We start from the raw sequence: 24,589 nt of genomic DNA, 5'->3' as shown, positions 1-24,589 counted from the left end.
GATGCCCGCGCTATTACCCCTTGCCACCGCCGCCCCTCGCCAGCACTCTGCATAAAACCATATGGAGGCCGCGATGATCCCCGTTTTGACCCGCACAGATGTTGAACCGCTGATGGACTGGCTGGCGCTGGCCGATGCTCTGGCCGAGGGCCACCGCCGCCCCAAAGCGCAGATCGAAGACACGCTGCTGGCCCGCGGGGATGACAAGCTGCTGTCGCGCGCGGCCTGGATCGAGGGGCTGGGCATCGGGGTGAAATCGGTCACCATTTTCCCCGATAATCCCGCGCAGGGGCGGCCCTCGATTCAAGGCGCAATGTCGGTGTTCAGCGACGCCACCGGCGAGATCGAAGCGCTGATCGACAACGGCTTGGTGACCAAATGGAAAACCGCCTGCGACTCGCTACTGGGTGCGCGGATGCTGGCCCGTAAAGACGCGCGCAGGCTTCTGGTGGTTGGCGCGGGTATCGTTGCGGGCTCCATCATCGAGGCCTATTCCGCCCTGATCCCCGACCTTGAGGTGACCATCTGGGCGCGCCGCCGTGACGCCGCCGAGGCGCTCGCCGCCGCCTACCCCGGTGCGCAGGTGGCGGATGATCTGGAGGCGGCAGTGAAAGAGGCCGAGATCATCACCTGCTGCACCATGGCAAAATCCCCCGTGATCAAGGGCGCTTGGTTGCAACCGGGTCAGCATCTCGACCTGATCGGCGCCTATACGCCGGATATGCGCGAGGCCGATGACGTGGCCCTGCGCCGCGCGCGGATCTTTGTCGACAGCCGCGACACCACGCTGGATCATATCGGCGAGCTGAAAACCCCGCTTGCCGAGGGGGTGATCAGCGAGGGCGACATTCAGGGTGATTTCTACGATCTGGTGAATGGCGCGGCCGGGCGGCAATCGGACAGCGAGATCACCCTGTTCAAGAACGGTGGCGGCGCCCATCTTGACCTGATGACCGCGCGTTTCATCCTCGGCAATTGGCGCGCCGCGCAGTAGCGCACGCCCTACCAGCGCCCGCCAGCAGGGGACCGCAGCAAAGGCCCCCTGCCCCCTGATTTTGGCGCCAGAACTCGGGTTTTCCCCGCCGAACTGGCCGCCGTCACCCCGCCGCCGCGCCCCGCGGCAAATCACGCCAAAACCGCGCAACCACCTGACACCTGCCGGTAATTTCTACCAATCCGCGCGCTTTGTTCGCATTATCGGGCAAATCCAAGCGTATCCTGTCCGTCGCCACTTGAGTTTTGCCGCCCCTACGCTAATCAGGCCTTATGGACCCCGCCAAGCCGCCTTTTGCTCATGACCCGCCACCGCGCGCCACCCCTTCGGGGGCGCAACTCGCGTATCGTGAACTGCTCGGCTATTTATGCAATTCGCGCTTTTGGCTGATCCTCGGCGGGTTGATCCTGATCATCTCATGGGCCGGACCGTTCAACACATTGCAACGTTTCAACTTCCCGACGCGGTTGATCTATTGGGGCGCGACGGCGCTGTTTTCCAGCCTGATCATGACCTATCTGTCGATCATCGGGCGGCGCATGGCCTTTGCCCGTGGCATCCATTGGCTACCGGCCTCGATTGCGGTCGGCATTCTGGGCATTCTGCCGGTGATGGCGCTGGTGCATACGGTGAATATGCTGACCGTGCCGGACCTCACCCACTACCGGTTCTGGGATCTGTTTCCCGTGGTCTCGGTCTCGGTGGTGTTGATCAATGTGGTGGTGAATGCGCTCTGGGGCAGCCATGGCGCGCGCGCTGATCTGGCCGGTTTGAACAGCGGCCCTGACACCGGCGAGCTGATCCCCGCGCCCGAACGCAGCGCCATCAGTCTCACCACCACCGCGGACCCCGCCGAGATCACACCGGCCCCGCCGCAGCCAATCGCCACAGATGCGGCCACAGATGCGGCCACGGTTTCCGGCCCGGAAACGCCCGCCGATACCGCCAGCGAGATCCCCGAGGAGGTACTCGCCAACTCGCTGCTCTTTGCGAAACTACCGCAAGAGCTGGGCCGCGATATCGTCGTGGTGCAGGCGCAGGACCATTATATCGAGGTCACCACCACTATAGGCTCGGCGCTGATCCTGATGCGGCTTAGCGATGTCGAACAGGATCTGGCCGGATTGGACGGGATGCGGGTTCATCGCTCATGGTGGGTCAGCCTGCGCCATATCGAGCGCATGGAAAAGGGCACCAGCGGCCCCGAATTGCGCATGAGCAGCGGCCAGATGGTGCCGGTCTCGCGCGGCAACCGCGCCACCATGCGCGAGTTCCTCCTCGGGCGCCGTTAACCTTAACCGCAGGCGCCCAACGCCGCCGCTACTCCAGCTTTGCCGGAAACCCCTCGGCCCGCAGATCGGTGCCCAGCGCCTCCTCCAGCAGCTTCACGATCATCGGCGATTGCGCCTGCCCGCCGTAGGCCGCCTTGCCACGCAGAAAGCTCTGCGCGGTCAGCCCCGCCAGATCCATCGGCACCCCGTATTCGCGCCCGAACTCCATCGCAAACCCCAGATCCTTGAGCGCCAGATCCATGGTGAACCCCACATCATAGCTGCCGTTCAGGATCAATTGCCCCTCGGTCTCATGCACAAAACTGCTACCCGAAGAGGCGGCGATCGCCTCCCATGCGGTCTTCAGGTCCAGCCCACCGCGTTTGGCCAGCATCAGCGCCTCGCCATCGGCCACCAGATGGATGAAGGCCAGCATATTGGTGATCACCTTGATCAGGCTCGCCGCGCCCAACGGCCCCATGTGAAAGATCTTGTCGCCCATCGCCGCCAAGGCGGGTTGATGGCGCGCGAAAACCTCGGCTTCGCCACCGACCAAGACGGTGATCTTGCCCTGCGCCGCCAGATGCACGCCGCCGGTCACCGGCGCCTCCAGCACGCCCACGCCTGTCGCCTGCGCCTGTTCCGCCAGCCGCAGGATATCCGCACGGCCCAAGGTCGACATCTCGATCCAGTCCGCGCCCTTGCGCATCTTTGGCAGCACCTGCGCCAGCACCGCCTCCGAGACCGCGGGCGAGGGCAGACAGGTGATCACCGCATCCGCACCACCATCCGCTCCATCATCCGCGCCGCCCACCGCCTGCGCCGCACTATCGGCCCAGACCGCGCCCAGCGCCTCCAGCCGCGCGCGCTGTCCCATGTCGCGGTCATGCACCGTCACCGCAAACCCTGCCCGCAGCAATGAGGCCGCCAGATGCCCGCCCAGATTGCCCAGCCCGATGAATGTATACGCCATATGTCCTCCTGCCTGCAGCCCGTGACTGCCGATTTTGCTCAACTATACCGTTGAAATTGCGCCTTATTCTGCAAAGATCGCTAGGGCCGCGACCGGGGTTTCGGGCCGGTCCAGACAATTGCCGAACACGCCCGCCCAATCCGAGGGGAACTCGGGCGCGACGAAACTGATCGAGAATTGCCCCCAATAGGCGGATTTCACCCCGTCCGGCCCGATCACCTGCACCGCGCAGGCCCTGTCGCCCTGATCCGAGATCCAGACGCCACGGTAGGCGCCGCGGCCGCCCATCACATCGGCGCCCAGCCCCTCGACATACATCCGCACGACCTCGCCGCTCTCGGGCACATCCAGCCGCAAAACCGCGACCTCGCCGATGGTCGCTTCCCATGCCACCGGCCCGAAGGTGCTGTCCCAGACCTCATCGGCGATCAACGGGCTGGCGCCGAAACCGGCGATCAGCCCCAGAGATAGTCCTGCAAGTGTCGCGCGCATCCTGTCCTCCTGTGTCACCATAGCCACCCTGACACAGGCCCGCGCATCTGCCTAGAAAAAGCCGAGCCGCCGCCCGCAGGAACCCCGCGCACAGGCAGGGCGACAGCCGCCGCCGCAGCCTTGCCTTGCCGCCCGCGCCTGCCTGCACTAAGCAAAGAGCCAAAGCGACGAAAGGCAGAGCATGCGCATTCTCATCACCAATGACGACGGTATCAACGCTCCGGGGCTCAAGGTGCTCGAAGCCATCGCCCATGAGATCGCCGGCGAGAGCGGCGAAGTCTGGACCGTGGCGCCGGCTTTCGAGCAATCGGGCGTGGCGCATAAGATCAGCTATACGCATCCGATGATGATCGCCAAAATGGGCGAGCGCCGCTATGCCGCCGAGGGCAGCCCCGCCGATTGCGTGCTCGCCGGTCTGTTTGAAATCCTGCAAGACCAGCGCCCCGATCTGGTGCTCTCGGGCGTCAACCGTGGCAATAACGCCGCCGAGAACACGCTCTATTCGGGCACTGTCGGCGCCTGTATCGAGGCGGCACTGCAGGGGATGCGCTCGATCGCACTGTCGCAATATATGGGGCCGCGCACGCTGGAAATGTCCGACCAGTTCGAACCGGCGATTACCCATGGCGCAGCCGTGGTGCGCAATATCCTTGAAAACGGCATCTGGACCGAAGACGATTACCGCCTGTTCTACAACGTCAACTTTCCGCCGGTCCCCGCATCGGAGGTCAAGGGCACCCGCGTCACCACCCAAGGGTTCCGCCGCCACACCTCGTTTGGCGTCGAGCCGCATATGTCGCCCTCGGGCCGCAAATTTTTGTGGATCAAGGGCGGCCCGCAGGACATCCCGACCCTGCCGGGCAGTGATGCGGCGGCCAATCTCGACGGATATATCTCGGTGACACCGGCGCGCTGTGATATGACCGCCCATGACATGATCGCCACCCTGAAGGACCGTCTTGAATGACCGAAACCGAGCGCGCTGAAAATATCATGCGCTTCATCTATGCGCTGCGCTCGAAGGGCGTGACCGACGCCCATGTGCTGCGCGCGATGGAGCAGATCGACCGCGCGGTGTTCCTGCGCGGGGTGTTTTCCGAGCGCGCCTATGAGGATACGCCGCTGCCGATTGCCTGCGGGCAGACGATCAGCCAGCCCTCGGTGGTGGCGCTGATGACCGAGGCGCTCGAGGTCACCTCACGCCATAAGGTGCTCGAAGTGGGCACCGGCTCGGGCTATCAGGCGGCGATCCTCAGCCGCCTCGCGCGCCGCGTCTATACCGTTGAGCGCCACCGCCCGCTGGTCGCCAGCGCCCGCGCCGCTTTCGAGGCGTTGAACCTGTCGAATATCACCTGCCTCGCCTCGGATGGCTCCTTTGGCCTGCCCGAACAGGCGCCCTTTGACCGCATTCTGGTCACCGCCGCCGCCGAAGACCCGCCCGGCCCCTTGCTGCAGCAATTGCGCATCGGCGGTATCATGGTGGTGCCGGTGGGCCAGTCGGACCATGTGCAAAGCCTGATCAAAGTGCGCCGCAGCGAGACCGGCTTTGACTATGAGGAACTGCGGCCGGTGCGCTTTGTGCCGCTGCTTGAGGGGATGGCGCGCGAGTGACCCTTGGTCAGCCGCCTGATGATCGGCGAAAATCCACAACACGTTGTGGTGATGGGGTGTAACGCCCCTATAAATAAGCTATATAACGGCACGGACACGGATAGGCGCGGATCACAGCAGAGAGAAGCGGACAGGCTCGACAGGCGAGCGATGGATGCCATCTGCCGGACACGCAGCGGACAGGAATTGAACTGAATGAGCAGAGTCGAGATGAATATGCGAGCGGATGCCACGCGGACCACCAGCAAAATGGCGATGACGGGTGGCCGGTTGCGGCTGACACTGGCGCTGACCAGCGGGCTGGCGATTCTGGCCGGTTGCGGCTCGGATATGGATTGGGACCTGCGCCCCTCTGAACGTTTCTCGACCACCGAAGCCGCGCGCAATTCCACCGCCGCACGGCCCACGCCCGATCCGCGCGGGGTGATCTCTTATCCCGGCTATCAGGTGGTGGTGGCGCAGCCCGGCGAACAGGTCCGCGATATCTCCGCCCGCCTCGGCCTCGCACAGGGGGCGCTGGCCGCGCATAACGCCATCGACCCTGCCGCAGTAATGCGCGGCGGCGAACTTCTGGTGCTGCCGAGCCGCGTTGACGAGGCCACCTCGACGCCGGGCGCGATCACCGCCACCACGCTGAGCCCGGCAACCTCCGCAGGGCCGGAGCCGGTGCAACATGAGGTGCGCCGCGGCGAGACCGCCTTCTCGATTGCGCGGCTCTATCAGGTGACGCCGCGCTCGCTGGCCGAATGGAACGGGCTCGCCGGTGATATGGGCGTGCGTGAAGGGCAGATATTGGTGATCCCGGTCGCGCAACAGCAAACCGCCGCGCTGAGCGCCCCGCTCAGCGCCAGCGGCCTGCCCGGCACTGACGCGGGCGGCACCTCCGCCGCGATCACCGCCGGAACCGCTGCTGGCACCACTGCGGCGGCAACCCTGCCCGCGACAACCTCGCTACCGGGCCAAGGCTCGGCCACGCCGAACCCGCCCTCGGCGGCGCAGCCCCTGCCCGCAACCACGCCAACACCGGCCGGACAGGGCGCGACTGCAGGCGCCCCGGCGCCCGAGCCGGTCGCCGATCTGGGCGCCGAACGCACCCAGGCCGCGCAATTGGCGATGCCGGTCGAGGGCCGGATCATCCGCGCCTATGCGCGGGGCCGCAATGACGGCATCGGCATCGGCGCCCCCGCCGGCACCAGCATCCGCGCCGCCGCCGGCGGCACCGTCGCCGCGATCACCCAGGACACTGATCAGGTGCCGATCCTGGTGATCCGCCACGCCGATAACCTGCTGACCGTCTACGCCAATATCGACAATATCACCGTCGCCCGCGGCGACCGAATCAGCCGCGGCCAGTCGATCGCCACCGTCCGCCGCGGCGATCCCTCGTTCCTGCATTTCGAAGTCCGCGAAGGCTTCGAGAGCGTCGATCCGATGCCCTATCTGCAGTGACACCTTCGGGTTGAAGCAAAAGAAAGAGAGGGGGCGTTGCCCCCTCACCGCTGCGCGGCTCACCCCCAGGATATTTAGGGCATAAAGTGGGCGCCGAAAATTTGATTAAAATGCGCCTCATCTGTCGATAAATATCCTGGGGGAAGCCGCAGGCTGGGGGCAAAGCCCCCTCTGTTTTTGGCCAAGCCGTCCCCGCGCGCGCCACGCTAACCCCTTGACGCAGCGCCCTCCGCCCGCCAAACCCGACCCATGTTGCCAGCCGATACATTAGAACAGATCCACCAGCGTTTCGGGTTTCTCGAAGCCCAGCTTGCCGAGGGCGCCGATCCCGCGCGGCTGGCCGATCTGGCGCGCGAATATGACCAGCTCAAGCCGGTGGTCGAGGCGATCCAGCGTTACCGCGCCGCCCTCGCCCAGCGCGACGAGGCGCAAGCGCTGCTCGAGGATCCCGAGATGCGCGAGCTGGCGCGCGAGGAACTGGCCGAGCTCGAGGCGGAACTGCCTGAGCTTGAGGCCCGGCTGAAACTGGCGCTGATCCCCAAGGATGCCGCCGATGCGCGCCCCGCGATCCTTGAAATCCGCCCCGGCACCGGCGGCGATGAGGCGGGTCTCTTTGCCGCCGATCTTCTGCGCATGTATCAACGCTATGCCGACAATATGGGCTGGCGCTGCGAGATGATTTCGCTGTCCGAGACCGAAATCGGCGGGCTCAAAGAGGCGGTGATGCGGGTGCAGGGCGAGGGTGTTTTCGCGCGGCTGAAATACGAATCCGGCGTCCACCGCGTGCAGCGGGTGCCGGTGACCGAATCCGGTGGGCGTATCCATACGTCTGCGGCCACCGTCGCGGTGCTGCCCGAGGCCGGAGAGGTCGATCTGCATATCCCCGACAGCGATCTGCGCATTGACACGATGCGCGCCTCGGGCGCTGGCGGCCAGCATGTCAACACCACCGATTCCGCCGTCCGCATCACCCATGTGCCGACCGGTATCATCGTGGTCAGCGCCGAGAAATCGCAGCACCGCAACCGCGCTTTGGCGATGGAAGTGCTGCGCGCGCGGCTGTTTGATATGGAGCGCCGCAAACAGGACGAGGCCCGCGCCGCCGACCGCAAATCGCAGGTCGGCAGCGGTGATCGCTCGGAACGCATCCGCACCTATAACGTGCCGCAGGGCCGCCTCACCGACCACCGGATCAACCTCACGCTCTATGCGCTGTCGCAGGTGATGGGCGGTGATCTTGATCCGGTGATCGAGGCGCTGACCGCCCATGATCAGGCGCAAAAACTCGCCGAGCTGGAGGGATGACCCCCACCGCAGCGCTGCAAGGGGCGATCGCGCGCCTCAAATCCGCCGGCATTCCCGATCCCGCCCGCGATGCGCGGCTGCTGCTGGCCCATGCGCTCGGCGTGGCCAGTGACCGGCTGACGCTGGCGCTGCATGACCCGTTCCCCGAAGACGCGCAGCAGCGGTTCAGCGCGCTGATCGAGGCCCGCGAAGCGCGGCATCCGGTCAGTCATCTGCTGGGGCGGCGTGGCTTCTGGGGGCGTGATTTCATTGTTTCACGCGATGTCCTTGACCCGCGCCCCGACACCGAGGCGTTGATTGCCGAGGCGCTCAAAGCCCCCTTCACAAAGGTGCTCGACCTTGGCACCGGCTCCGGCGCTATCCTCCTGACCTTGCTCGCAGAATCACCGCAATCACAGGGCACCGGCGTCGATCTCTCGCCCGCAGCACTGACCGTCGCGCGGGCCAATGCCGATGCCCTTAACCTCACCGACCGCGCCACGCTCACCCCCTCGGACTGGTTTACCAATGTCACCGGCAGTTTCGATCTGATCGTCTCGAACCCGCCCTATATCGCCGAGGCCGAGATCCCCTCACTCGCCCCCGAAGTCCGCGAACACGAGCCGCATATGGCGCTCACCCCGGGTGGCGACGGGCTGGCGGCCTACCGCATCATTGCCGCGCAGGCCGCCGCATTCATGACCCCCAACGCGCGGCTCATCCTGGAAATCGGCCCGACCCAAGGCGCCGCTGTCGCGCAACTCCTGCAAGACCACGGCTTCGAGACGCCGCGCATCCTGCCTGATCTTGACCAGCGCGACCGCGTGGTCAGCACCCGCCTGCCCCGCTAAGTCGCGCTTTTCATGCTCTTTTTGTCACGAAACCGCCGAATCACGCAGAAATATCCGCATTTTCTGCAAAACTCCCTTGTCTCACCGCCGCTGCCGTGGTTAGACCCTTTCATGTCGCGCTTGGAACTTCGCTTGGCGTCTGCCCATCCGCGCGACACTGCCATCTAGACAGACCTGAACCTTTTGCGCGCCTTCTGCGCTGCGACAAGGTCAAACGTCCCGACCAAGGCCGGAATCTGCCCGTATGAGACCTTCGAACAAACGTTCGCGTTCAAATAAGAATCGCCCCCGTTCCCTCGGAAATGTCACGAACCGCGTGTTCGACAGCTCCGGGCCGGAGGGTAAAGTGCGCGGAACGCCGCAACAAATTATCGACAAATACTCTGTGCTCGCTCGCGATGCGCAGCTGTCGGGTGATCGCGTGGCCGCCGAGAATTTTCTCCAGCACGCCGAGCATTACACCCGTATGTTGAATGAGGCGCAGGCCGAAATGGCCAAAGAGGCCGAGGCCCGCCGCGAGCAGCAACAGCAGCAGCAAAACCAGCAGCAGGGCAACCAGAACCGGCGCGGCAATGACCAGCGCGGCGATGGTGACTCGGGGCAATCCTCGGGCCAGTCCTCTGATGATAATCGCGAGAACAATCGGGGCGACAGCCGCGACAACAACCGCGATAACAATCGGGGTGAGCGCTCGGACCGTGGCGATCAAGGCAAGGAACGGCGCAACACCCGCCGCAACCCGCGCCGCGACAACGAGAGCCGCGATCAAGACAACCGCGACGGGGATAAGTCTTCGGGCGAGAAATCCGACCAGCAGCGCGACAGCGGGAAATCCCGTGGCGACGCCGCTGCCGACAGTTCGTCGCAGAACGACAGCGCAGACAACAATCAGTCCCTGCTGGTGGACACGCCGGAATCGCGTCAGCACGCGCCCCAGCCTGCCGCCCCTCAGCCCGCAGCTGACGCGCCGAAAGCCGAAACCGCAGCGGATAGCGCCGCCCCTGAGGCCAGCGATCCCGCCGCCGAGGACAAGCCCAAACGCGCCCGCGCCCCGCGCAAGCCGCGGGTGAAAAAGGATGCCGAGGGCGACGGCGAGACCGCAGCCCCCGCCCCGCGCGCCAAGCGCAAGCCGGTGGCCAGCACCGAGCCGGTGGCCCAGCCCGCCCCTGCTCCTGAGCCCGCACCGGCAGGCGATACCACACCTGGCGCCGACTGATCCTAGGACCAGCATGGCACGGCTAGGCGGGGGCTTCGGCCCTCGCTTTGCGTTTGTGCCCACGTCAACGCCCCAGAGCCATCCACCCGCGCACCACCGCCCCGCCCCTTTCGCCCTCTGCTTTGCTTCTCGCGCCGGAGCGCTTATATCAGAGGGAGTTCACCCGCCCCCTTGCCCCCCTTTAGTGATCGAGTTCCCATGTCGCTCCCTCCCGGCTTTCTGGACGAATTGCGCACCCGCGTATCGATCGCGCAGGTGATCGGCCGGTCGGTGACTTGGGACCTGCGCAAATCCAATCAGGGCAAGGGTGATTTCTGGGGCCCCTGCCCCTTCCATCAGGAAAAAACCGCCAGTTTTCATGTCGATGACCGCAAGGGCTTCTATTATTGCTTTGGCTGCCACGCCAAGGGCGACATGGTGACCTTCCTGCGCGAAAGCCAGAACATGGGCTTTATGGAGGCGGTCGAGACCCTCGCTCAAGAGGCCGGCATGGCGATGCCCGCCCGCGATCCCGGTGAGCGCCAGCGCGCCGACCGGCGCAGCCAGTTGATCGAGGTGATGGAACAGGCGGTGCGTTATTACCGCATGCAATTGATGGGCGGTCAGGCCGAGGAGGCGCGCGCCTATCTCGACCGGCGCGGCCTCAATGACGCGCAACGCGAGGCTTGGGGTATCGGCTTTGCCCCCGATACGCGGCGCGGACTGTTTGATCACCTGACCCAAGCCGGTGTCGCCCAAGACCTGATCATCGAGGCCGGTCTCTGCGCGCGGCCCGATGATGGCGGCGCGCCCTATGACCGGTTTCGTGGCCGCATCATGTTCCCGATCCGCGATGCCCGCGACCGCTGCATTGCCTTCGGCGGCCGCGCCATGGCCGAGAATGCGCGCGCCAAATATCTGAACTCGCCGGAAACCCCGCTGTTCGACAAGGGTCGCACGCTCTACAACATCGGACCGGCCCGCGCCGCGATGGGCAAGGGCACGCCCCTGATCGTCGCCGAGGGCTATATGGATGTGATCGCGCTGGTCGAGGCCGGGTTCAAAGGCGCGGTGGCGCCCTTGGGCACGGCGATCACCGAGGACCAGTTGCGGCTGTTGTGGCGGCTCTCCGATGAACCCGTGGTGGCGCTCGATGGCGATACCGCCGGTCTGCGCGCCGGTCACCGGCTTGCCGATCTGGCGCTGCCGCTGATCTCCGCCGGTCACACCCTGCGCTTTGTGCTTCTGCCCGGTGGCCAGGATCCCGACGACCTGTTGCGCGCCTCGGGCACCACCGCGATGCGGCAATTGATCGACCGCGCGGTGCCGCTGGCGAAACTCCTGTGGGAGCGCGAGATTGACGGGCAGGTGTTTGACAGCCCCGAACGCCGCGCCGCGCTCGATGTGCGGCTGCGCGCGCTGATCGACCGGCTGCAGGACCCCAATCTGCGCGAACATTACGCCGAAGAATTCCGCCAGCAGCGCCGCACGCTGTTCCGCTCGGGCGGTGAACCCTTCACCAAGGGCGGCGCCGGTAAATGGCAGCCGGGCAAGCGCAAGGGCGCGCCGGAACCCTCTCTGCCCGGCACCCGTGGCTCGCTTTTGGCGGCGGGCACCGGCGAGGTCGGCGAGGATCTGCGCATTCTCTCGATCCTCAGCGTGCTGGCCGCGCATCCACCGCTGATGGCGCAATTTGACGACGCGCTGTTCGAGATGGAAACGCGGCGCCCCGACCTGCAGGATCTGCAACGCGCGCTGTTGCGAATCAGTCACCAGACCCCGCCCCCCGAGGCCGAGGCTCTGGCCCGCGATCTCGGCGATCTGCTGGCGCGGCATCTGACCCTGCCCTATCTGCAAACCCTGCCCCTGCGCCGCGCGCGCAGTGACCGGCATGAGGCGCAAAAATTCCTCGAACACGAGCTCGGCGTGCTCGCCGCCACCCAGGGCGGGCTGCGCGAAACGCTTGAAGCGATGGAACAAATCACCCATCTGGCCGACGAGGGACTGACCTGGCGGCTGGAACAGGCCAACGCCGAACGCGAGCGCGCGCTTCGGATTCCCTTTACCGAGAGCACAGATGATTCGGATACCACCTCGCCCGACGGCGAAACTGTCCTAGATAGACTGATAAATCAGCAAGTTTGGGTGAAAAAACCCCGATCTGGGCCCCAATAGCATTACCAACCCCCAGCGAATCACCTATTTTGACTCAACCCCTGTGATTCGGCCCGACCAGTCGCTATCTCAATGACAAAGCCGAATCACGTCTCGCCCGTTTGCGGAGGAACCATGGTCGCCAAAGAAAACGACGACGCGAAGCAAGAAGATCAGGACAGCGGTTTCACGCTGGACATGAGCCAAGCTTCGGTCAGGCGGATGATCGCCGCTGCGAAAGAGCGCGGCTTCATCACCTACGAACAGCTTAACCAAGTGATGCCGCCCGATCAGGTCGCATCCGAACAAATCGAAGATGTGATGTCGATGCTCTCGGAAATGGGCATCAATGTCGTCGAAGATGACGAGGCCGAGGAAACCGAAGCCAGCGTCCCCGCCACCACCGCCGCCGCCTCGGGCTCGACCGATGTGGTCGTTGCCACCACCACCACCGAAACGCTGGATCGCACCGACGATCCGGTGCGCATGTATCTGCGCGAGATGGGCTCGGTGGAACTGCTGTCGCGCGAGGGCGAGATCGCCATCGCCAAACGCATCGAGGCGGGCCGCAACACGATGATCGCCGGGCTGTGCGAAAGCCCGCTGACCTTTCAGGCGATCATCATCTGGCGCGACGAATTGCTCAGCGAAGACGTGCTGCTGCGTGAGGTCATCGACCTTGACGCGACCTTCGGCAACGCGATGGAAGACGAGGACGAGGACACCCCCGTCAGCCCCGTGGTCGCCGGTGTCACGCCCGTCGCCGGTGCCGCCGCCGCACCTGCCGCCGCGAAACCCGCGCAGCAAGAACTCGACGCCGATGGCAACCCGATTGCCAGCGATGACGATGACGACGACGATGAGGACGACCACTCCAATATGTCGCTTGCGGCAATGGAAGCGGCGCTCAAACCCGGCGTGCTTGAGACCCTCGACCTGATCGCACGCGATCACGAGATGCTCGAGGAAATGCAGGGCCACCGCATGCAGGCGACGCTGCAGGAAGGCGCGCGCTTCTCGCTCAACGAGGAAGCCGCCTATCAGAAACTGCGCTCGGAAATCGTCGAACTGGTCAACTCGCTGCATCTGCATAACAACCGGATCGAAGCGCTGATCGACCAGCTTTACGGCATCAATAAAAAGATCATGACGATTGACAGCGCCATGGTCCGTCTCGCCGATCAGGCGCGCATCAACCGGCGCGAATTCATCGACGCCTACCGCGGCTATGAGCTTGACCCGACCTGGTGCGAGAAAATGGCCGAGAATCCGGGCCGTGGCTGGCAGGCGCTGTTTGACCGCACCGGCGATAAAGTGCTGGAACTGCGCGAGGAAATGGCCGCTGTCGGGCGTTATGTCGGGGTCGATATCTCGGAATTCCGCCGCATCGTGCAGCAGGTCCAGAAGGGCGAACGCGAAGCCCGCGGCGCCAAGAAGGAAATGGTCGAGGCCAACCTGCGTCTGGTGATCTCGATTGCCAAGAAATACACCAACCGCGGTTTGCAGTTCCTTGATCTCATTCAGGAAGGTAATATCGGCCTGATGAAGGCGGTGGATAAATTCGAATACCGCCGCGGCTATAAATTCTCGACCTATGCGACGTGGTGGATCCGGCAGGCGATCACCCGCTCGATCGCTGATCAGGCGCGCACCATCCGGATTCCGGTGCATATGATCGAGACGATGAACAAACTGGTCCGCACCAGCCGCCAGATCCTGCACGAGATCGGCCGTGAGCCCTCGCCCGAGGAGCTGGCCGACAAGCTGCAAATGCCGCTGGATAAGGTGCGCAAGGTTCTGAAAATCGCCAAAGAGCCGATTTCTTTGGAAACCCCGATTGGCGACGAAGAAGACAGCCAGCTCGGTGATTTCATCGAGGATAAAAACGCCACGCTGCCGCTGGATTCCGCGATTCAGGAAAACCTGCGCGAGACCACCACACGGGTGCTCTCCTCCCTGACCCCGCGCGAAGAACGCGTGCTGCGCATGCGTTTTGGCATCGGCATGAACACCGACCACACGCTCGAAGAGGTCGGCCAACAGTTCAGCGTCACCCGCGAACGCATCCGCCAGATCGAAGCGAAAGCACTGCGGAAGTTGAAGCATCCGAGCCGCTCGCGAAAGCTGCGGAGCTTCTTGGACCAGTAAAGGAAAAGGCGCCCTTTGGGGCGCCTTTTTTATTTCACTAGACCAAGTGCCAATTGTTCAATTTCAACTAGCGTTGCATCTGATCTTACATGCAGGTCAATCACAATCTCGCCCGAAGCACTTATAATTAAATTTCCGCCAGTTTCGTTTTGGTCTGGGAAACTCATCTTCAATATTACTTCCACCGGAACAAAGCCGGTAGTGTCGCATGTTAAGTCATGCCGAATGTAGATACGCATCACCTTAGTTTCAAACATTTGCTCATCTTTCTCCCAAAATACATATGCACAGTGATTACTGATACTGCACACTTTTTTTGCAATCCGTCTACTCTCATGACTTTGGGCCGAATCTTGTGCGGTTAGAATAAATCAGTTGAATTTGGCCCTACATGCAGTGAAAAGGTGATTCCTAAAATTTTTTGTCCCATTTCACCGTCCCGCCCGTGTGAAACACGGGCCGCGCCCCACCTCCCCCAGGAGGGCGCGCTTGACGCACCGCATCAGCCCCCAACGCCCGACGGGCAGCTTTCCAGCCTCGGCCCTGCCCCGCCCTGCCCTCCAGGTCGGGCGCTGCCCTCAGCGCCAAGACAGCGACGCCGACCAATCACCGGACGCAATCGCGCCGCCCTTCGTCAGCCCATCTAACTCACAGCGCCCCACTCCACCCCCTCACCCGTGGCCACCACGGGCCGCACCCGACCCTCCCCCGGGAGGGCGCATCGGCGATGTCACTCACGGCCCAACCCACATCCATGCTTTCAACCACCCCGCATTGTAGAGCCGTTGCATTGCGCCCACCCAGTGTCGGGCGCGCCCCTCAGCGCCCTGCCCAAGGTGCGTGCACAGCACACACCCTACCCGGCCGCCGCAGCCCTTCGTGGTAAACACATCCTGAACCCGACAGGCCAACCCGTTGAAATCCCACGTCCCACACCCTGTCCCACGCGCGGGACACCCCTTTTCACTACGCCCGGGCGCCCTATCTAAAGACCATGGATTTCAACCGCCCCGCCCCTGACCTCGCCCCCGCTTTAATCGGCGCCATCCTCACCATTCGCGGCTGCCAGGGCGTGATCACCGAGACCGAGGCCTACTCCCCCGACGACCCCGCCGCCCATTCCTACCCCGGCCCGACCAAGCGCAACGCCGCCATCTTCGGCCCCTGCGGCCATGCCTATGTCTACCGCTCCTACGGCCTCCATTGGTGCCTGAGCGTCGTCGGCCAGCCCGGCCATGCGGTCCTGATCCGCGCCCTTGAACCCACCCAAGGCATCGCCGAAATGATCCGCCGCCGCGGCACCGATAAACGCCTCACCCTCGGCCCCGGAAATACCGCCCAAGCCCTCGGCGTGACCATCGCAGATTACGGCCACCCGCTCGACGCGCCCGATTTCAACATCCAACAGGGCCCCGAGGTCGAACTCCTCACCGGCCCCCGTATCGGCATCACCAAAGCCGCCGACTGGCCGCGCCGCTTCGGGTTGAAAGGCTCGCGTTACCTCTCCAAACCCTTCCCGTCATCTGTCTGAAAATATCCCGGGGGAGGCGCCAGCCGGGGGCAGCGCCCCCATCCGCCTGCCCGTCAGGGCGGGCTTAAACGCACAAAGGGGGCCGCAAGGCCCCCTTTTCAATTCAACAGGTCAGATCCCTCAGGCCTTGCCGCGGTAGATATCCACCAGCTTGCCCAGCATCTCCAGCGCATCCTCGCGCGAGCGCTGGAACGAGTTCCGCCCGATGATCGAGCCATTCCCGCCGCCGTCACGGATCGCCCGCGCGTCGTCATAAACCGCATCGGCGCCCTTCGCGGCCCCACCCGAGAACACGATCAACCGGCGCCCATTGAACGAGGACTGCACGCAATGCTTCACCCGCGCCGCCTGCGTGGCAATGTCGATCCCCTCGGCCTCATAGACCTTCTTGGCTTCGGGCAGCATCAGATGATCGGTCGAGAGTTTGATCTTGATGATATGCGCACCCAGAAGCGCCGCCATATGTGCCGCATAGGCCGCCACATCAATCGCCGTCTCGCCGTCCTTGCTCACCGCCTCGCCGCGCGGATAGGACCAGATCACCGTCGCCACGCCCTTGGCCGCGGCCTCTTTGCGCATCTCGACGATCTCTTCGAACATATCGAGCGCCATATCCGAGCCCGGATAGATGGTGAACCCGATCGCACCGGCCCCAATCCGCAGCGCGTCATCCACCGAAGCCGTCACCGCCTGGTTCTTTCCCGCGCCGTCACCCATCAGCGAGTTGGCGCTATTGACCTTGAGGATCGTCGGGATTTGACCGGCAAACGTATCCGCCCCCGCCTCGAGCGGCCCCAAAGGCGCCGCATAGGCGTTCAGCCCGGCGTCAATCGCCATCTGGTAGTGATAATGCGGATCATAGCCCGCCGGATTAGGGGCGAAGCTGCGCGCCGGCCCGTGCTCGAAGCCCTGATCGACCGGCAGAATGATCATCTTGCCGGTGCCGCCCAATTTGCCATGCATCAGCATCCGGCACAGATTGGCCTTCACCCCGGGGGTTTCCCCCTCGTAATTGGCCAGAATTTTCTGAACGATCTTGGTCGCACGCATGGCTGTCCCCTTCTGATTTTCTGTTGAAAAACGGATACGCGGCGAAATGTGTTCCGACAATGGCGCATGCAGGTCGTTAGCGCCCAAAGTCGGAAATATTTTCGCCAATCCGGTAAATTCGCGCCTGAATGCCCCGAAACCGCCGGTTTCTCCGCTCAGAGCGCGCAAAATCACAAATCCTTCGCCTAGCCCTCCGCCGCCCAAAACCGCCGCGACTAACCGCCGATTTTGCGCAGCGCCTCGCGGGCGGCAAAGGGTTTAAGCCGCGCGCCATGCTCCGCGATCCAGTCGCGGGTCAGCTCGGGCGCGTGTTTCGAGAGTTCGCGCAGCCACCAGCCGATGGATTTCTGGATGAACCAATCGTGGTCTTCGGCATAGCCCTCGGCCCAGCCGAGAATACGCAAACGCGCCTCGGTTTCATGCGGTTTGGGATGGTTGAGCCGCGCCCAAGGCAGGGTCATCACCAGCGCCGCGCGGCGCGCCCACATGTTGGGATGACTGGTCCAGCCCTCGACCGTATCAAGCCGCGCGGGATCCGCCACCAACCGCCGCCCGCCCGCCGAACAGGCGTGATCGGCCACCGCCCAGCCCTCGAACCCATCGACCCAGCTGGCGATCAATTCCCATGCCGGTGTGTCGTCAGGCCGGATGCGCGCTTGGGTGAGGAGTTTGCTGGCGGCGATCATCGCCTCGTGGATATTGCTCTCCCACAATCCCGCCGCCAGCGCGACCCGCCCCTCAACGGAACAGGCCGCGCGCCAGTCGCGCACCAGATCATCAACCTGCGGGTTGCCCAGCCCCAGATAGGAGCGGTCGATCTTGTGATAGCGCGCCATCTCACCGGCGCGGGCAGGATCGCCCAGCGCCGCCAGCGCCTCTAGCGCGGCGTCTGGGGTGACGTCGCCGCTCACTCGACGGTCACCGATTTGGCGAGGTTGCGCGGCTGGTCAACATCGGTGCCGCGCGCCAGAGCCGTGTGATAGGACAGGAGTTGCGCCGGAACCGAATAGACAAACGGGGTCAGCAACTCGGGCACCGTGGGCATCGCCAGCGAGGCCCAGACCTCGCCCGCCTCAGAGAGACCGGCTTCGTCCGACATCAGGATCACCGGTCCCTGCCGCGCCATGATCTCCTGCATATTGGAAATCGTTTTGTCATAGAGCGCATCACGCGGTGCCAGCACGATCACCGGCATCGACTTGTCGATCAGCGCAATCGGTCCGTGCTTGAGTTCGCCCGCGGCATAGCCCTCGGCGTGGATATAGCTCAACTCCTTGAGCTTCAGCGCCGCCTCCAGAGCCAGTGGATACATGATCCCGCGGCCAAGGAACAAAGCGTTGCGCGATTCCGCGATACGTCCGGCGAGCATCTCGATGGCGCTCTCTTGGTCCATCGCCTGCGCCATCAGCGACGGCAGGCTGCGCAGGGTCTCCATATGGCCGCGCACCTGATCGGGCGAGAGCGTGCCGCGGTCGCGTCCGGCCTTGAGTGCCAGCAGCAAGAGCACCAATATTTGCGCGGTGAAGCCTTTGGTCGAAGCAACGCTGATCTCGGGTCCGGCGTGGATCGACAGCGAGACATCGGTTTCGCGGGCAATCGAGGAAGTGCCAACGTTGATCACCCCGATAGTCTGCGCGACATTGCCCTGCATATGGCGCAGAGCAGCCAAGGTATCGGCAGTTTCGCCCGATTGGCTGACGAAAATCCCGATGTTGCGGGCGCCCATGACTGGCTGGCGATAGCGGTATTCCGAGGCGATATCGGTCTCGACCGGTAGACCGGCGAGCTGCTCGAACCAATATTTCGCCACCTGTGTCGCGTAATGGCCGGTGCCGCAGGCGATCATCACCAGACGGTCGCAGTCGCGGAAATCGACCTCTTCGGGCAGCACTAACTCGCCGGTTTTGGGGTCGGTATAGAATTCCAGCGCGGCGCGCAGGATTGCCGGTTGCTCGGCGATCTCCTTGGCCATGAAATGCTTGTGACCGGCCTTGTCGACCTGCACCTGATCCAGCCGGATGCGGGTGGCAGGACGGTTGGCGCGGCGGCCCTTCTCGTCGAATATCTGGATGCTGTCGCGGGTCAGCACGACCCAGTCGCCCTCTTCCAGATAGGTGACCATATCGGTCATCGGGGCCAAAGCGATGGCGTCGGAACCAAGGAACATCTCGCCATTGCCATGGCCCACCGCCAACGGCGAGCCTTTGCGGGCGCCGATCATCAGATCGTCCTCGCCCTCGAACAGGAATGCTAGCGCAAAGGCGCCCTCAAGCCGCGCGAGCGTGGCCGCGACCGCATCGGCGGGGGTCATGCCCGCGTCGAGATGCAGCCGCGTCAGATGGGCGATGGTCTCGGTATCGGTCTCGGTTTCGGCGGCCAGCCCCTTGGCGGCGAGTTCCTCGCGCAGGGCGCGGAAATTCTCGATAATCCCGTTGTGCACCACCGTCACGCCACCCGACCGGTGCGGATGCGCATTGGCTTTGGTCGGCGCGCCGTGTGTGGCCCAGCGGGTATGGCCGATGCCCGCGCGACCAGCGAGCGGCTCATGCACCAAAGCATCCGACAGGTTGATCAGCTTGCCGACCGCGCGGCGCCGATCCAGCGCGCCCTCATTAATCGTGGCAATCCCGGCGCTGTCATAACCGCGATATTCCAACCGCTTGAGCGCCTCGAGGATCAGGGGTGCGACCTGATTCTTGCCCAGAACGCCAATAATTCCGCACATAGTCAGGTCTCCTTTTGCTGCTTGGCCTTTAGGGCGCGCAGTCTTTGCATCAGTCTCAGGGCCAGCCCCGGTTTGGTGGTTTGGGCGCTGCGTTCCAGCGCCAGCGCGCCGTCGGGCACATCCTCGGTGATCACCGAGCCCGAGCCGGTCATCGCGTCATTGCCGATCCGCACCGGCGCCACCAGCATGGTGTCCGAGCCGATAAAGGCCCGCGCGCCGATGGTCGTGCGATGTTTGAACACGCCGTCATAATTACAGGTGATCGTGCCGGCGCCGATATTTGTGCGCTCGCCGATATCGGCATCACCGATATAGGAAAGATGGTTAACCTTAGCGCCCTGATCGAGCATCGCGTTTTTGATCTCGACAAAATTGCCGATATGGACATCCTCGGCCAGTTCCGCACCGGGGCGCAGGCGCGCGAAGGGGCCGACCTCGGCGCCGCGGCTGATATGACAGCCTTCAAGATGGCAGAATGCGCGCACGGTGACGCCGGATTCAATCGTCACACCGGGGCCGAATACGACATTCGGGCCGATCATAGAATCACGGCCAATGGTGGTGCCAAGGGCGAAATGGATGGTCTCAGGGGCGATCAGGGTGACGCCGTCCTCATAGGCTTCGGCGCGCATACGGGCCTGAAACGCGGCCTCGGCACCGGCGAGTTCTTCGCGGGTGTTGATGCCCAAGGTTTCCGCCTCGTCGCAGCGCACCACGCCCACCGATTGCCCCTGGTCGCGGGCCAGTCCGACGATATCGGTCAGATAGAATTCGCCCGAGGCATTGTCATTGCCGACGGCGTCGATCAGCTCGAAGAGTGCGCCCGCATCAGCGCAGATCACGCCGGAATTACAAAGGGTTATCGCACGCTCGGCCTCGCTTGCATCCTTGAACTCGACAATCCGCGAGAGCGCCTCGCCTTCCATCACCAAGCGCCCATAGCGGCCCGGATCCTCGGCCTCGAAGCCCAGCACCACCACCGCGTGATCTTTGCGCGCCTCGAGCATCGCCTCAATGGTTTCGCTGCGCACAAACGGGGTGTCGCCATAGAGCACCACCACATCGCCCGTCACACCCTTGAGCGCCTCGCGGGCTTGGGCGACGGCATGGGCGGTGCCGTTTTGTTCGGCCTGATGGGCCAGCAAGACATCGGGGTTCTGCGCCCGCGCGGCTTTCGCCACTGCTTCGGCACCGTGGCCGGTGACCACCACCATTCGCTCGGGGTCCAGCGCCTGCGCGGCATGCATCGCATGGGCCACCAAGGGCGCGCCGCCCAGCTTATGTAAAACTTTCGGCAAATCGGAATTCATTCGGCTGCCCATACCGGCAGCGAGGATCACCACAGAGATCGTCATAAATGCATTAAACCTTGCTAGAATAACGCCCGTTTTAGCCATGTTGCGGCGCTTTGCAAGGCGAGCCCCGATCACAGCGCGTGACAGGCTGAAACACAAGCGAACCACCGCGCAATCGGACGGCTTGCGGTTGAGGCAAATTTTTCTCACATTGTGCTGAATCGGGTGAGGAGACGAGCATGGCTCTTGAGGACGCCAAGACCGAAGTTGACGGGGCTTTCACCCGGCGCGACACGCGCGGGTTGGCCTATGAGAATGCCTTTGGCGGCGCGGTCAGCTTTCTGCGGCGGCGCTATTCCAAGGATCTGGCGGGCGTCGATCTGGCCGTCACCGGCGTGCCCTTTGATCAGGCAGTGACCCATCGCCCCGGCACCCGTTTCGGACCGCGCGCGATCCGCGAGGCCTCGACCCTGCAGCCCTATGATCCGCCCTATGGCTGGGGCTATGATCCGCTCAGCGAGTTTAGCGTCGTCGATTACGGCGATCTGGCGTTTGATTATGCCAAGGTTGCGGATTTCCCCGATGCGCTGCATGCGCATATTCAGCGGATACTGGCGGCGGGGGCGGGCTCGCTGGTCTTGGGCGGGGATCATTTTATCACCCTGCCGATCCTGCGCGCGCATTTTGAGAAGTTCGGCCCGCTGCGGGTGATCCAGTTTGACGCCCATTCCGACCTTTGGGCCGATGATGATATGAGCCGCATCGACCATGGCACGATGATGTATAAGGCGGTGAAACAGGGCTATGTGGATGCCGCGAACTCGGTGCAGATCGGGATTCGCACGGAATGCCCCGATTATCTGGGCTTCAATGTCATCGACGCCGCCGAGGCGCATCAGATCGGCCCGCCAGCGGTGGCGGACCGCGTGCGCGAGATCGTCGGCGATGCGCCGAGCTATCTGACATTTGACATCGACGCGCTCGATCCGGCGTTCGCGCCGGGCACCGGCACGCCGGTCTGGGGCGGGCTGGCCAGCTGGCAGGCGGCGGCGATCCTGCGCGGTCTGGCGGGGATCAACCTGACCGGCGGCGATGTCGTCGAGGTCTCGCCGCCCTATGATCCGACCGGCGCCACGGCGGTGGCAGGCGCGCATGTGGCGATGGAGATCATGTGCCTCTATGGCTGGACGCGGCGTCAGGGGTGAGAGGTCGGTTGACGGCTGACCCGCAAGCGCTACCCTCAGCGCTATTCCGCCCTGTAGCAGGGCACTGAAACAGCCGATGAGGGCCACGATGACGATATTGACGATACTCCTCGTGGCCGTGGCTTTGGCCGTCGCCGGCTTTGCGATCTGGGTGCGGATTGCGCCCAATGACGCCACATATTGGCATGTTGATCCGGCCGCGGCCCCCGATCCCTCCACCCCGAATTTCGCACGGGTTGACCGCGTCACCAGCCTCGTGCCGGATCAGGTGGCGGCGGCGATTTCTTCGATTGCCGAGGCCGAGGGCGCGCGACGGATCGCAGGAGATGAGCGCCATGGCACCTGGATCGTGCGCACGCGGGTGATGGGCTATCCCGATTTCATCAGCATCCGGCTGCAGCCCGAGGGCGAGGGCACCCGAGTGCTCGCCTTCTCGCGCTCGCGCTTTGGTCATAGCGATATGGGCGTCAACCGCGCGCGGCTGCGGCGCTGGCTGGGGGCGCTGCCCGAATGAACCACAGGGGGTAAAAGCCGTAGGGTGTGTGCTTTGCACGCACCGAAACAGATGGCAGCTATGACGGTGCGTGCAGAGCACACACCCTACGGCCCGCTACAAACGATGGCCCAGCCGCCCCGCGAGATCGCTAAAGAACTGCCAGGCCACACGACCCGAGCGCGAGCCGCGCGTGGCCTGCCATTCAATCGCCTCGGCGCGCAGGGTCACCGGATCAACCTGCAATCCCCAAGCCTGAATATAGCCGTCGATCATCGCCAGATATTCGTCCTGCGAGCAGGGATGGAAGCCCAGCCAAAGCCCGAAACGATCCGAGAGCGACACCTTTTCTTCGACCGCCTCGGAGGGGCTGATCGCCGAGGAACGCTCGTTCTCGATCATATCGCGCGGCATCAGATGGCGGCGGTTCGAGGTCGCATAGAGGATCACATTCGCCGGACGCCCCTCGATCCCGCCATCCAGTAGCGCCTTGAGAGATTTATAGTGCTGGTCGTCATGCGAGAAACTCAAATCGTCGCAGAACAGCACGAAACGCTGCTCGGGCGCCTCGCGCAGATGGGCGAGCAGACGACCGACCGAGGGCAGATCCTCGCGCTGGATTTCCACCAATGTGCAAGGCAAGTCGCGCGCCAGCACTTCGGCATGCACCGCCTTGATCAAGGAGGATTTCCCCATCCCCCGCGCACCCCACAACAGCGCATTATTCGCCGCAAAGCCTTGGGCGAATTGCAGCGTGTTCTCCAGCAGGATGTTGCGCACACGGTCGATCCCGTGCAGCAGTTCCAGCGGCACGCGGTTGACCTGCGCCACCGGTTCCAGCCGGTCGGGCGCGGTCTGCCAGACGAAAGCATCGGCGGCGGTGAAATCGGGGGCTTCGGCGGGCGGCGGGAACTGCCGCTCGAGCGCCTCGGCAATACGGATCAGAATTTCGTCACTCATAGCTCGTCGTCTTCATCCCACAGTCCATCGGCCTTGAGCTGGGCGATGCGCTTTTTCTCGACCCGCCCGACAAGGATCACCGAGACCTCATAGAGCCCGTAGACCGCGACAAACAGCACGATCTGCGAGACCACATCCGGCGGCGTGACCACGGCGGCGAGCACCAGAATGCCGACCACCGCCCATTTGCGACCGGCGCGCAGCCCCTTGGCCGAGACCAGACCGGCCTTGCCCATCAGCGTCAGCAGTACCGGCAACTGGAAACACAGCCCGAAGGCGATGATGAATTTCGTCGTCAACCGCAGGTATTCATTGACCGAGCCTTGAAAGGCGATGCCCGCGCGCTGCAACGCGTCAATCGCGGTCTCGCCCTCGACCGGCGCGGCAGCACCGGCGGCAGTGCTCGCGGCATCCACCGCCTCGCCGCCACCAAACTGCTGGAAGTTCAGAAAGAACGTGTAAGCCATCGGCGTGACGACATAAAATGCAAAGGCCGCGCCGAGAAAGAACATAAAGGGCGAGGCCAGCAGGAAGGGCAGGAAGGCGCCCTTTTCGGATTTATACAGACCCGGTGCGACGAAGCGCCAAAGCTGGAACGCAATGATCGGGAAGGCGAGCACGAAGCCGCCCAGCATGGCGATGCTGATCGCGACAAAGAAGCCCTCTTGCAGCTGGATCAGGATCAGGTTGCATTCCTGCCCGCGGGCGATCAGCGCCTCGCAGAGCGGGTTGGTCAGGAAGTTGAAGATCGGGCTCCAGACCGTGAAGCAAAGCATCATCGCGACGATGAACGCCAGCAAGGACTTGATGATCCGGTTGCGCAGCTCGGCGAGATGCTCGATCAGCGGCGCCGAGCTGTCTTCGATCTGGTCGGGGGACGTGCTTTTAGTGGACATGACCGGAACGAC

At 63.9% G+C, this 24,589-nt stretch carries 22 protein-coding genes; 13 read left to right on the top strand and 9 right to left on the bottom strand.

Going from position 1 to position 24,589, the window contains the following annotated elements:
* Positions 1-73: 73 nt before the first annotated feature.
* Entirely contained in the window at positions 74-994 is a 921-nt protein-coding gene (locus DDE20_RS05805; protein ID WP_116557523.1) for an ornithine cyclodeaminase family protein, read from the top strand.
* A 272-nt stretch (positions 995-1,266) separates the two neighbouring features.
* Positions 1,267-2,286 carry a LytTR family DNA-binding domain-containing protein gene (locus DDE20_RS05800; protein WP_240607859.1) on the top strand — a complete coding sequence of 340 codons (1,020 nt, stop codon included), beginning with the start codon at positions 1,267-1,269 and terminating at the stop codon, positions 2,284-2,286.
* A 28-nt stretch (positions 2,287-2,314) separates the two neighbouring features.
* On the opposite strand, the gene DDE20_RS05795 is transcribed toward DDE20_RS05800, so the two are convergent.
* Positions 2,315-3,238, bottom strand: a complete 924-nt coding sequence (locus DDE20_RS05795; RefSeq protein ID WP_116557522.1) for an NAD(P)-dependent oxidoreductase — start codon at positions 3,236-3,238, stop codon at positions 2,315-2,317.
* A 63-nt stretch (positions 3,239-3,301) separates the two neighbouring features.
* A complete protein-coding gene (locus tag DDE20_RS05790; RefSeq protein WP_116557521.1) occupies positions 3,302-3,730 on the bottom strand; it encodes a hypothetical protein in 429 nt (142 codons plus the stop codon).
* A gap of 181 nt (positions 3,731-3,911) precedes the next feature.
* Between DDE20_RS05790 and surE the strand changes: the two genes are divergently transcribed.
* From surE to rpoD, 8 genes are all read left to right on the top strand, one after another.
* Positions 3,912-4,697, top strand: a complete 786-nt coding sequence (surE, locus tag DDE20_RS05785; protein WP_116557520.1) for a 5'/3'-nucleotidase SurE — start codon at positions 3,912-3,914, stop codon at positions 4,695-4,697.
* Positions 4,694-5,341 (top strand): protein-L-isoaspartate(D-aspartate) O-methyltransferase, encoded by a 648-nt coding sequence (locus tag DDE20_RS05780; protein WP_116557519.1) that lies wholly within the window; start codon positions 4,694-4,696, stop codon positions 5,339-5,341. Before surE ends, DDE20_RS05780 begins: the two co-directional genes overlap by 4 nt.
* Positions 5,342-5,596: 255 nt before the next feature.
* On the top strand, positions 5,597-6,790 hold the full coding sequence (locus DDE20_RS05775; RefSeq protein WP_240607882.1) for a peptidoglycan DD-metalloendopeptidase family protein: 1,194 nt from the start codon (positions 5,597-5,599) through the stop codon (positions 6,788-6,790).
* 249 nt (positions 6,791-7,039) lie between these two features.
* Positions 7,040-8,095 (top strand): peptide chain release factor 1, encoded by a 1,056-nt coding sequence (prfA, locus tag DDE20_RS05770; protein WP_116557518.1) that lies wholly within the window; start codon positions 7,040-7,042, stop codon positions 8,093-8,095.
* Positions 8,092-8,925 carry a peptide chain release factor N(5)-glutamine methyltransferase gene (gene prmC, locus DDE20_RS05765; RefSeq protein WP_116557517.1) on the top strand — a complete coding sequence of 278 codons (834 nt, stop codon included), beginning with the start codon at positions 8,092-8,094 and terminating at the stop codon, positions 8,923-8,925. Before prfA ends, prmC begins: the two co-directional genes overlap by 4 nt.
* A gap of 244 nt (positions 8,926-9,169) precedes the next feature.
* A complete protein-coding gene (locus DDE20_RS05760) occupies positions 9,170-10,141 on the top strand; it encodes a DUF4167 domain-containing protein (RefSeq protein ID WP_116557516.1) in 972 nt (323 codons plus the stop codon).
* A gap of 198 nt (positions 10,142-10,339) precedes the next feature.
* Positions 10,340-12,295 carry a DNA primase gene (gene dnaG / locus DDE20_RS05755; RefSeq protein ID WP_116557515.1) on the top strand — a complete coding sequence of 652 codons (1,956 nt, stop codon included), beginning with the start codon at positions 10,340-10,342 and terminating at the stop codon, positions 12,293-12,295.
* Positions 12,296-12,409: 114 nt separating this feature from the next.
* Positions 12,410-14,422 carry an RNA polymerase sigma factor RpoD gene (gene rpoD, locus DDE20_RS05750; RefSeq protein ID WP_116557514.1) on the top strand — a complete coding sequence of 671 codons (2,013 nt, stop codon included), beginning with the start codon at positions 12,410-12,412 and terminating at the stop codon, positions 14,420-14,422.
* A gap of 29 nt (positions 14,423-14,451) precedes the next feature.
* On the opposite strand, the gene DDE20_RS05745 is transcribed toward rpoD, so the two are convergent.
* Positions 14,452-14,679 carry a hypothetical protein gene (locus DDE20_RS05745; RefSeq protein WP_116557513.1) on the bottom strand — a complete coding sequence of 76 codons (228 nt, stop codon included), beginning with the start codon at positions 14,677-14,679 and terminating at the stop codon, positions 14,452-14,454.
* Positions 14,680-15,416: 737 nt separating this feature from the next.
* On the opposite strand from DDE20_RS05745, the gene DDE20_RS05740 reads away from it, so the two are divergent.
* The gene (locus DDE20_RS05740; RefSeq protein WP_116557512.1) at positions 15,417-15,953 is read left to right on the top strand and encodes a DNA-3-methyladenine glycosylase; all 537 of its coding nucleotides are present in this window, start codon (positions 15,417-15,419) and stop codon (positions 15,951-15,953) included.
* Positions 15,954-16,073: 120 nt separating this feature from the next.
* Here DDE20_RS05740 and DDE20_RS05735 read toward each other — a convergent pair whose 3' ends face one another.
* The 4 genes from DDE20_RS05735 to glmU form a co-directional block, all read right to left on the bottom strand.
* Positions 16,074-17,003, bottom strand: a complete 930-nt coding sequence (locus DDE20_RS05735) for a class I fructose-bisphosphate aldolase (RefSeq protein WP_116557511.1) — start codon at positions 17,001-17,003, stop codon at positions 16,074-16,076.
* A 215-nt stretch (positions 17,004-17,218) separates the two neighbouring features.
* Positions 17,219-17,914, bottom strand: a complete 696-nt coding sequence (locus tag DDE20_RS05730) for a DNA alkylation repair protein (protein WP_240607858.1) — start codon at positions 17,912-17,914, stop codon at positions 17,219-17,221.
* Positions 17,911-19,728: a glutamine--fructose-6-phosphate transaminase (isomerizing) gene (glmS, locus tag DDE20_RS05725; RefSeq protein WP_116557510.1), complete on the bottom strand. Its 1,818-nt coding sequence runs from the start codon at positions 19,726-19,728 to the stop codon at positions 17,911-17,913. The genes DDE20_RS05730 and glmS overlap by 4 nt, the downstream gene beginning before the upstream one ends.
* Before the next feature lie 2 nt (positions 19,729-19,730).
* On the bottom strand, positions 19,731-21,083 hold the full coding sequence (gene glmU / locus DDE20_RS05720) for a bifunctional UDP-N-acetylglucosamine diphosphorylase/glucosamine-1-phosphate N-acetyltransferase GlmU (protein ID WP_116557509.1): 1,353 nt from the start codon (positions 21,081-21,083) through the stop codon (positions 19,731-19,733).
* Positions 21,084-21,262: 179 nt separating this feature from the next.
* Between glmU and speB the strand changes: the two genes are divergently transcribed.
* The gene (gene speB, locus DDE20_RS05715) at positions 21,263-22,228 is read left to right on the top strand and encodes an agmatinase (RefSeq protein WP_116557508.1); all 966 of its coding nucleotides are present in this window, start codon (positions 21,263-21,265) and stop codon (positions 22,226-22,228) included.
* Positions 22,229-22,316: 88 nt separating this feature from the next.
* Positions 22,317-22,742 (top strand): DUF1499 domain-containing protein, encoded by a 426-nt coding sequence (locus DDE20_RS05710; RefSeq protein ID WP_165814433.1) that lies wholly within the window; start codon positions 22,317-22,319, stop codon positions 22,740-22,742.
* 96 nt (positions 22,743-22,838) lie between these two features.
* Here the strand turns inward: DDE20_RS05710 and DDE20_RS05705 are convergent, their stop codons facing one another.
* Positions 22,839-23,681: an ATP-binding protein gene (locus DDE20_RS05705; RefSeq protein ID WP_116557506.1), complete on the bottom strand. Its 843-nt coding sequence runs from the start codon at positions 23,679-23,681 to the stop codon at positions 22,839-22,841.
* The gene (gene tatC, locus DDE20_RS05700; RefSeq protein ID WP_116557505.1) at positions 23,678-24,577 is read right to left on the bottom strand and encodes a twin-arginine translocase subunit TatC; all 900 of its coding nucleotides are present in this window, start codon (positions 24,575-24,577) and stop codon (positions 23,678-23,680) included. The genes DDE20_RS05705 and tatC overlap by 4 nt, the downstream gene beginning before the upstream one ends.
* Positions 24,578-24,589 lie beyond the last annotated feature (12 nt).

It is taken from the genome of Pararhodobacter oceanensis (assembly GCF_003076755.1).
GTDB lineage: Bacteria > Pseudomonadota > Alphaproteobacteria > Rhodobacterales > Rhodobacteraceae > Pararhodobacter > Pararhodobacter oceanensis.
This window is presented reverse-complemented; position numbering and strand designations above follow the sequence as displayed.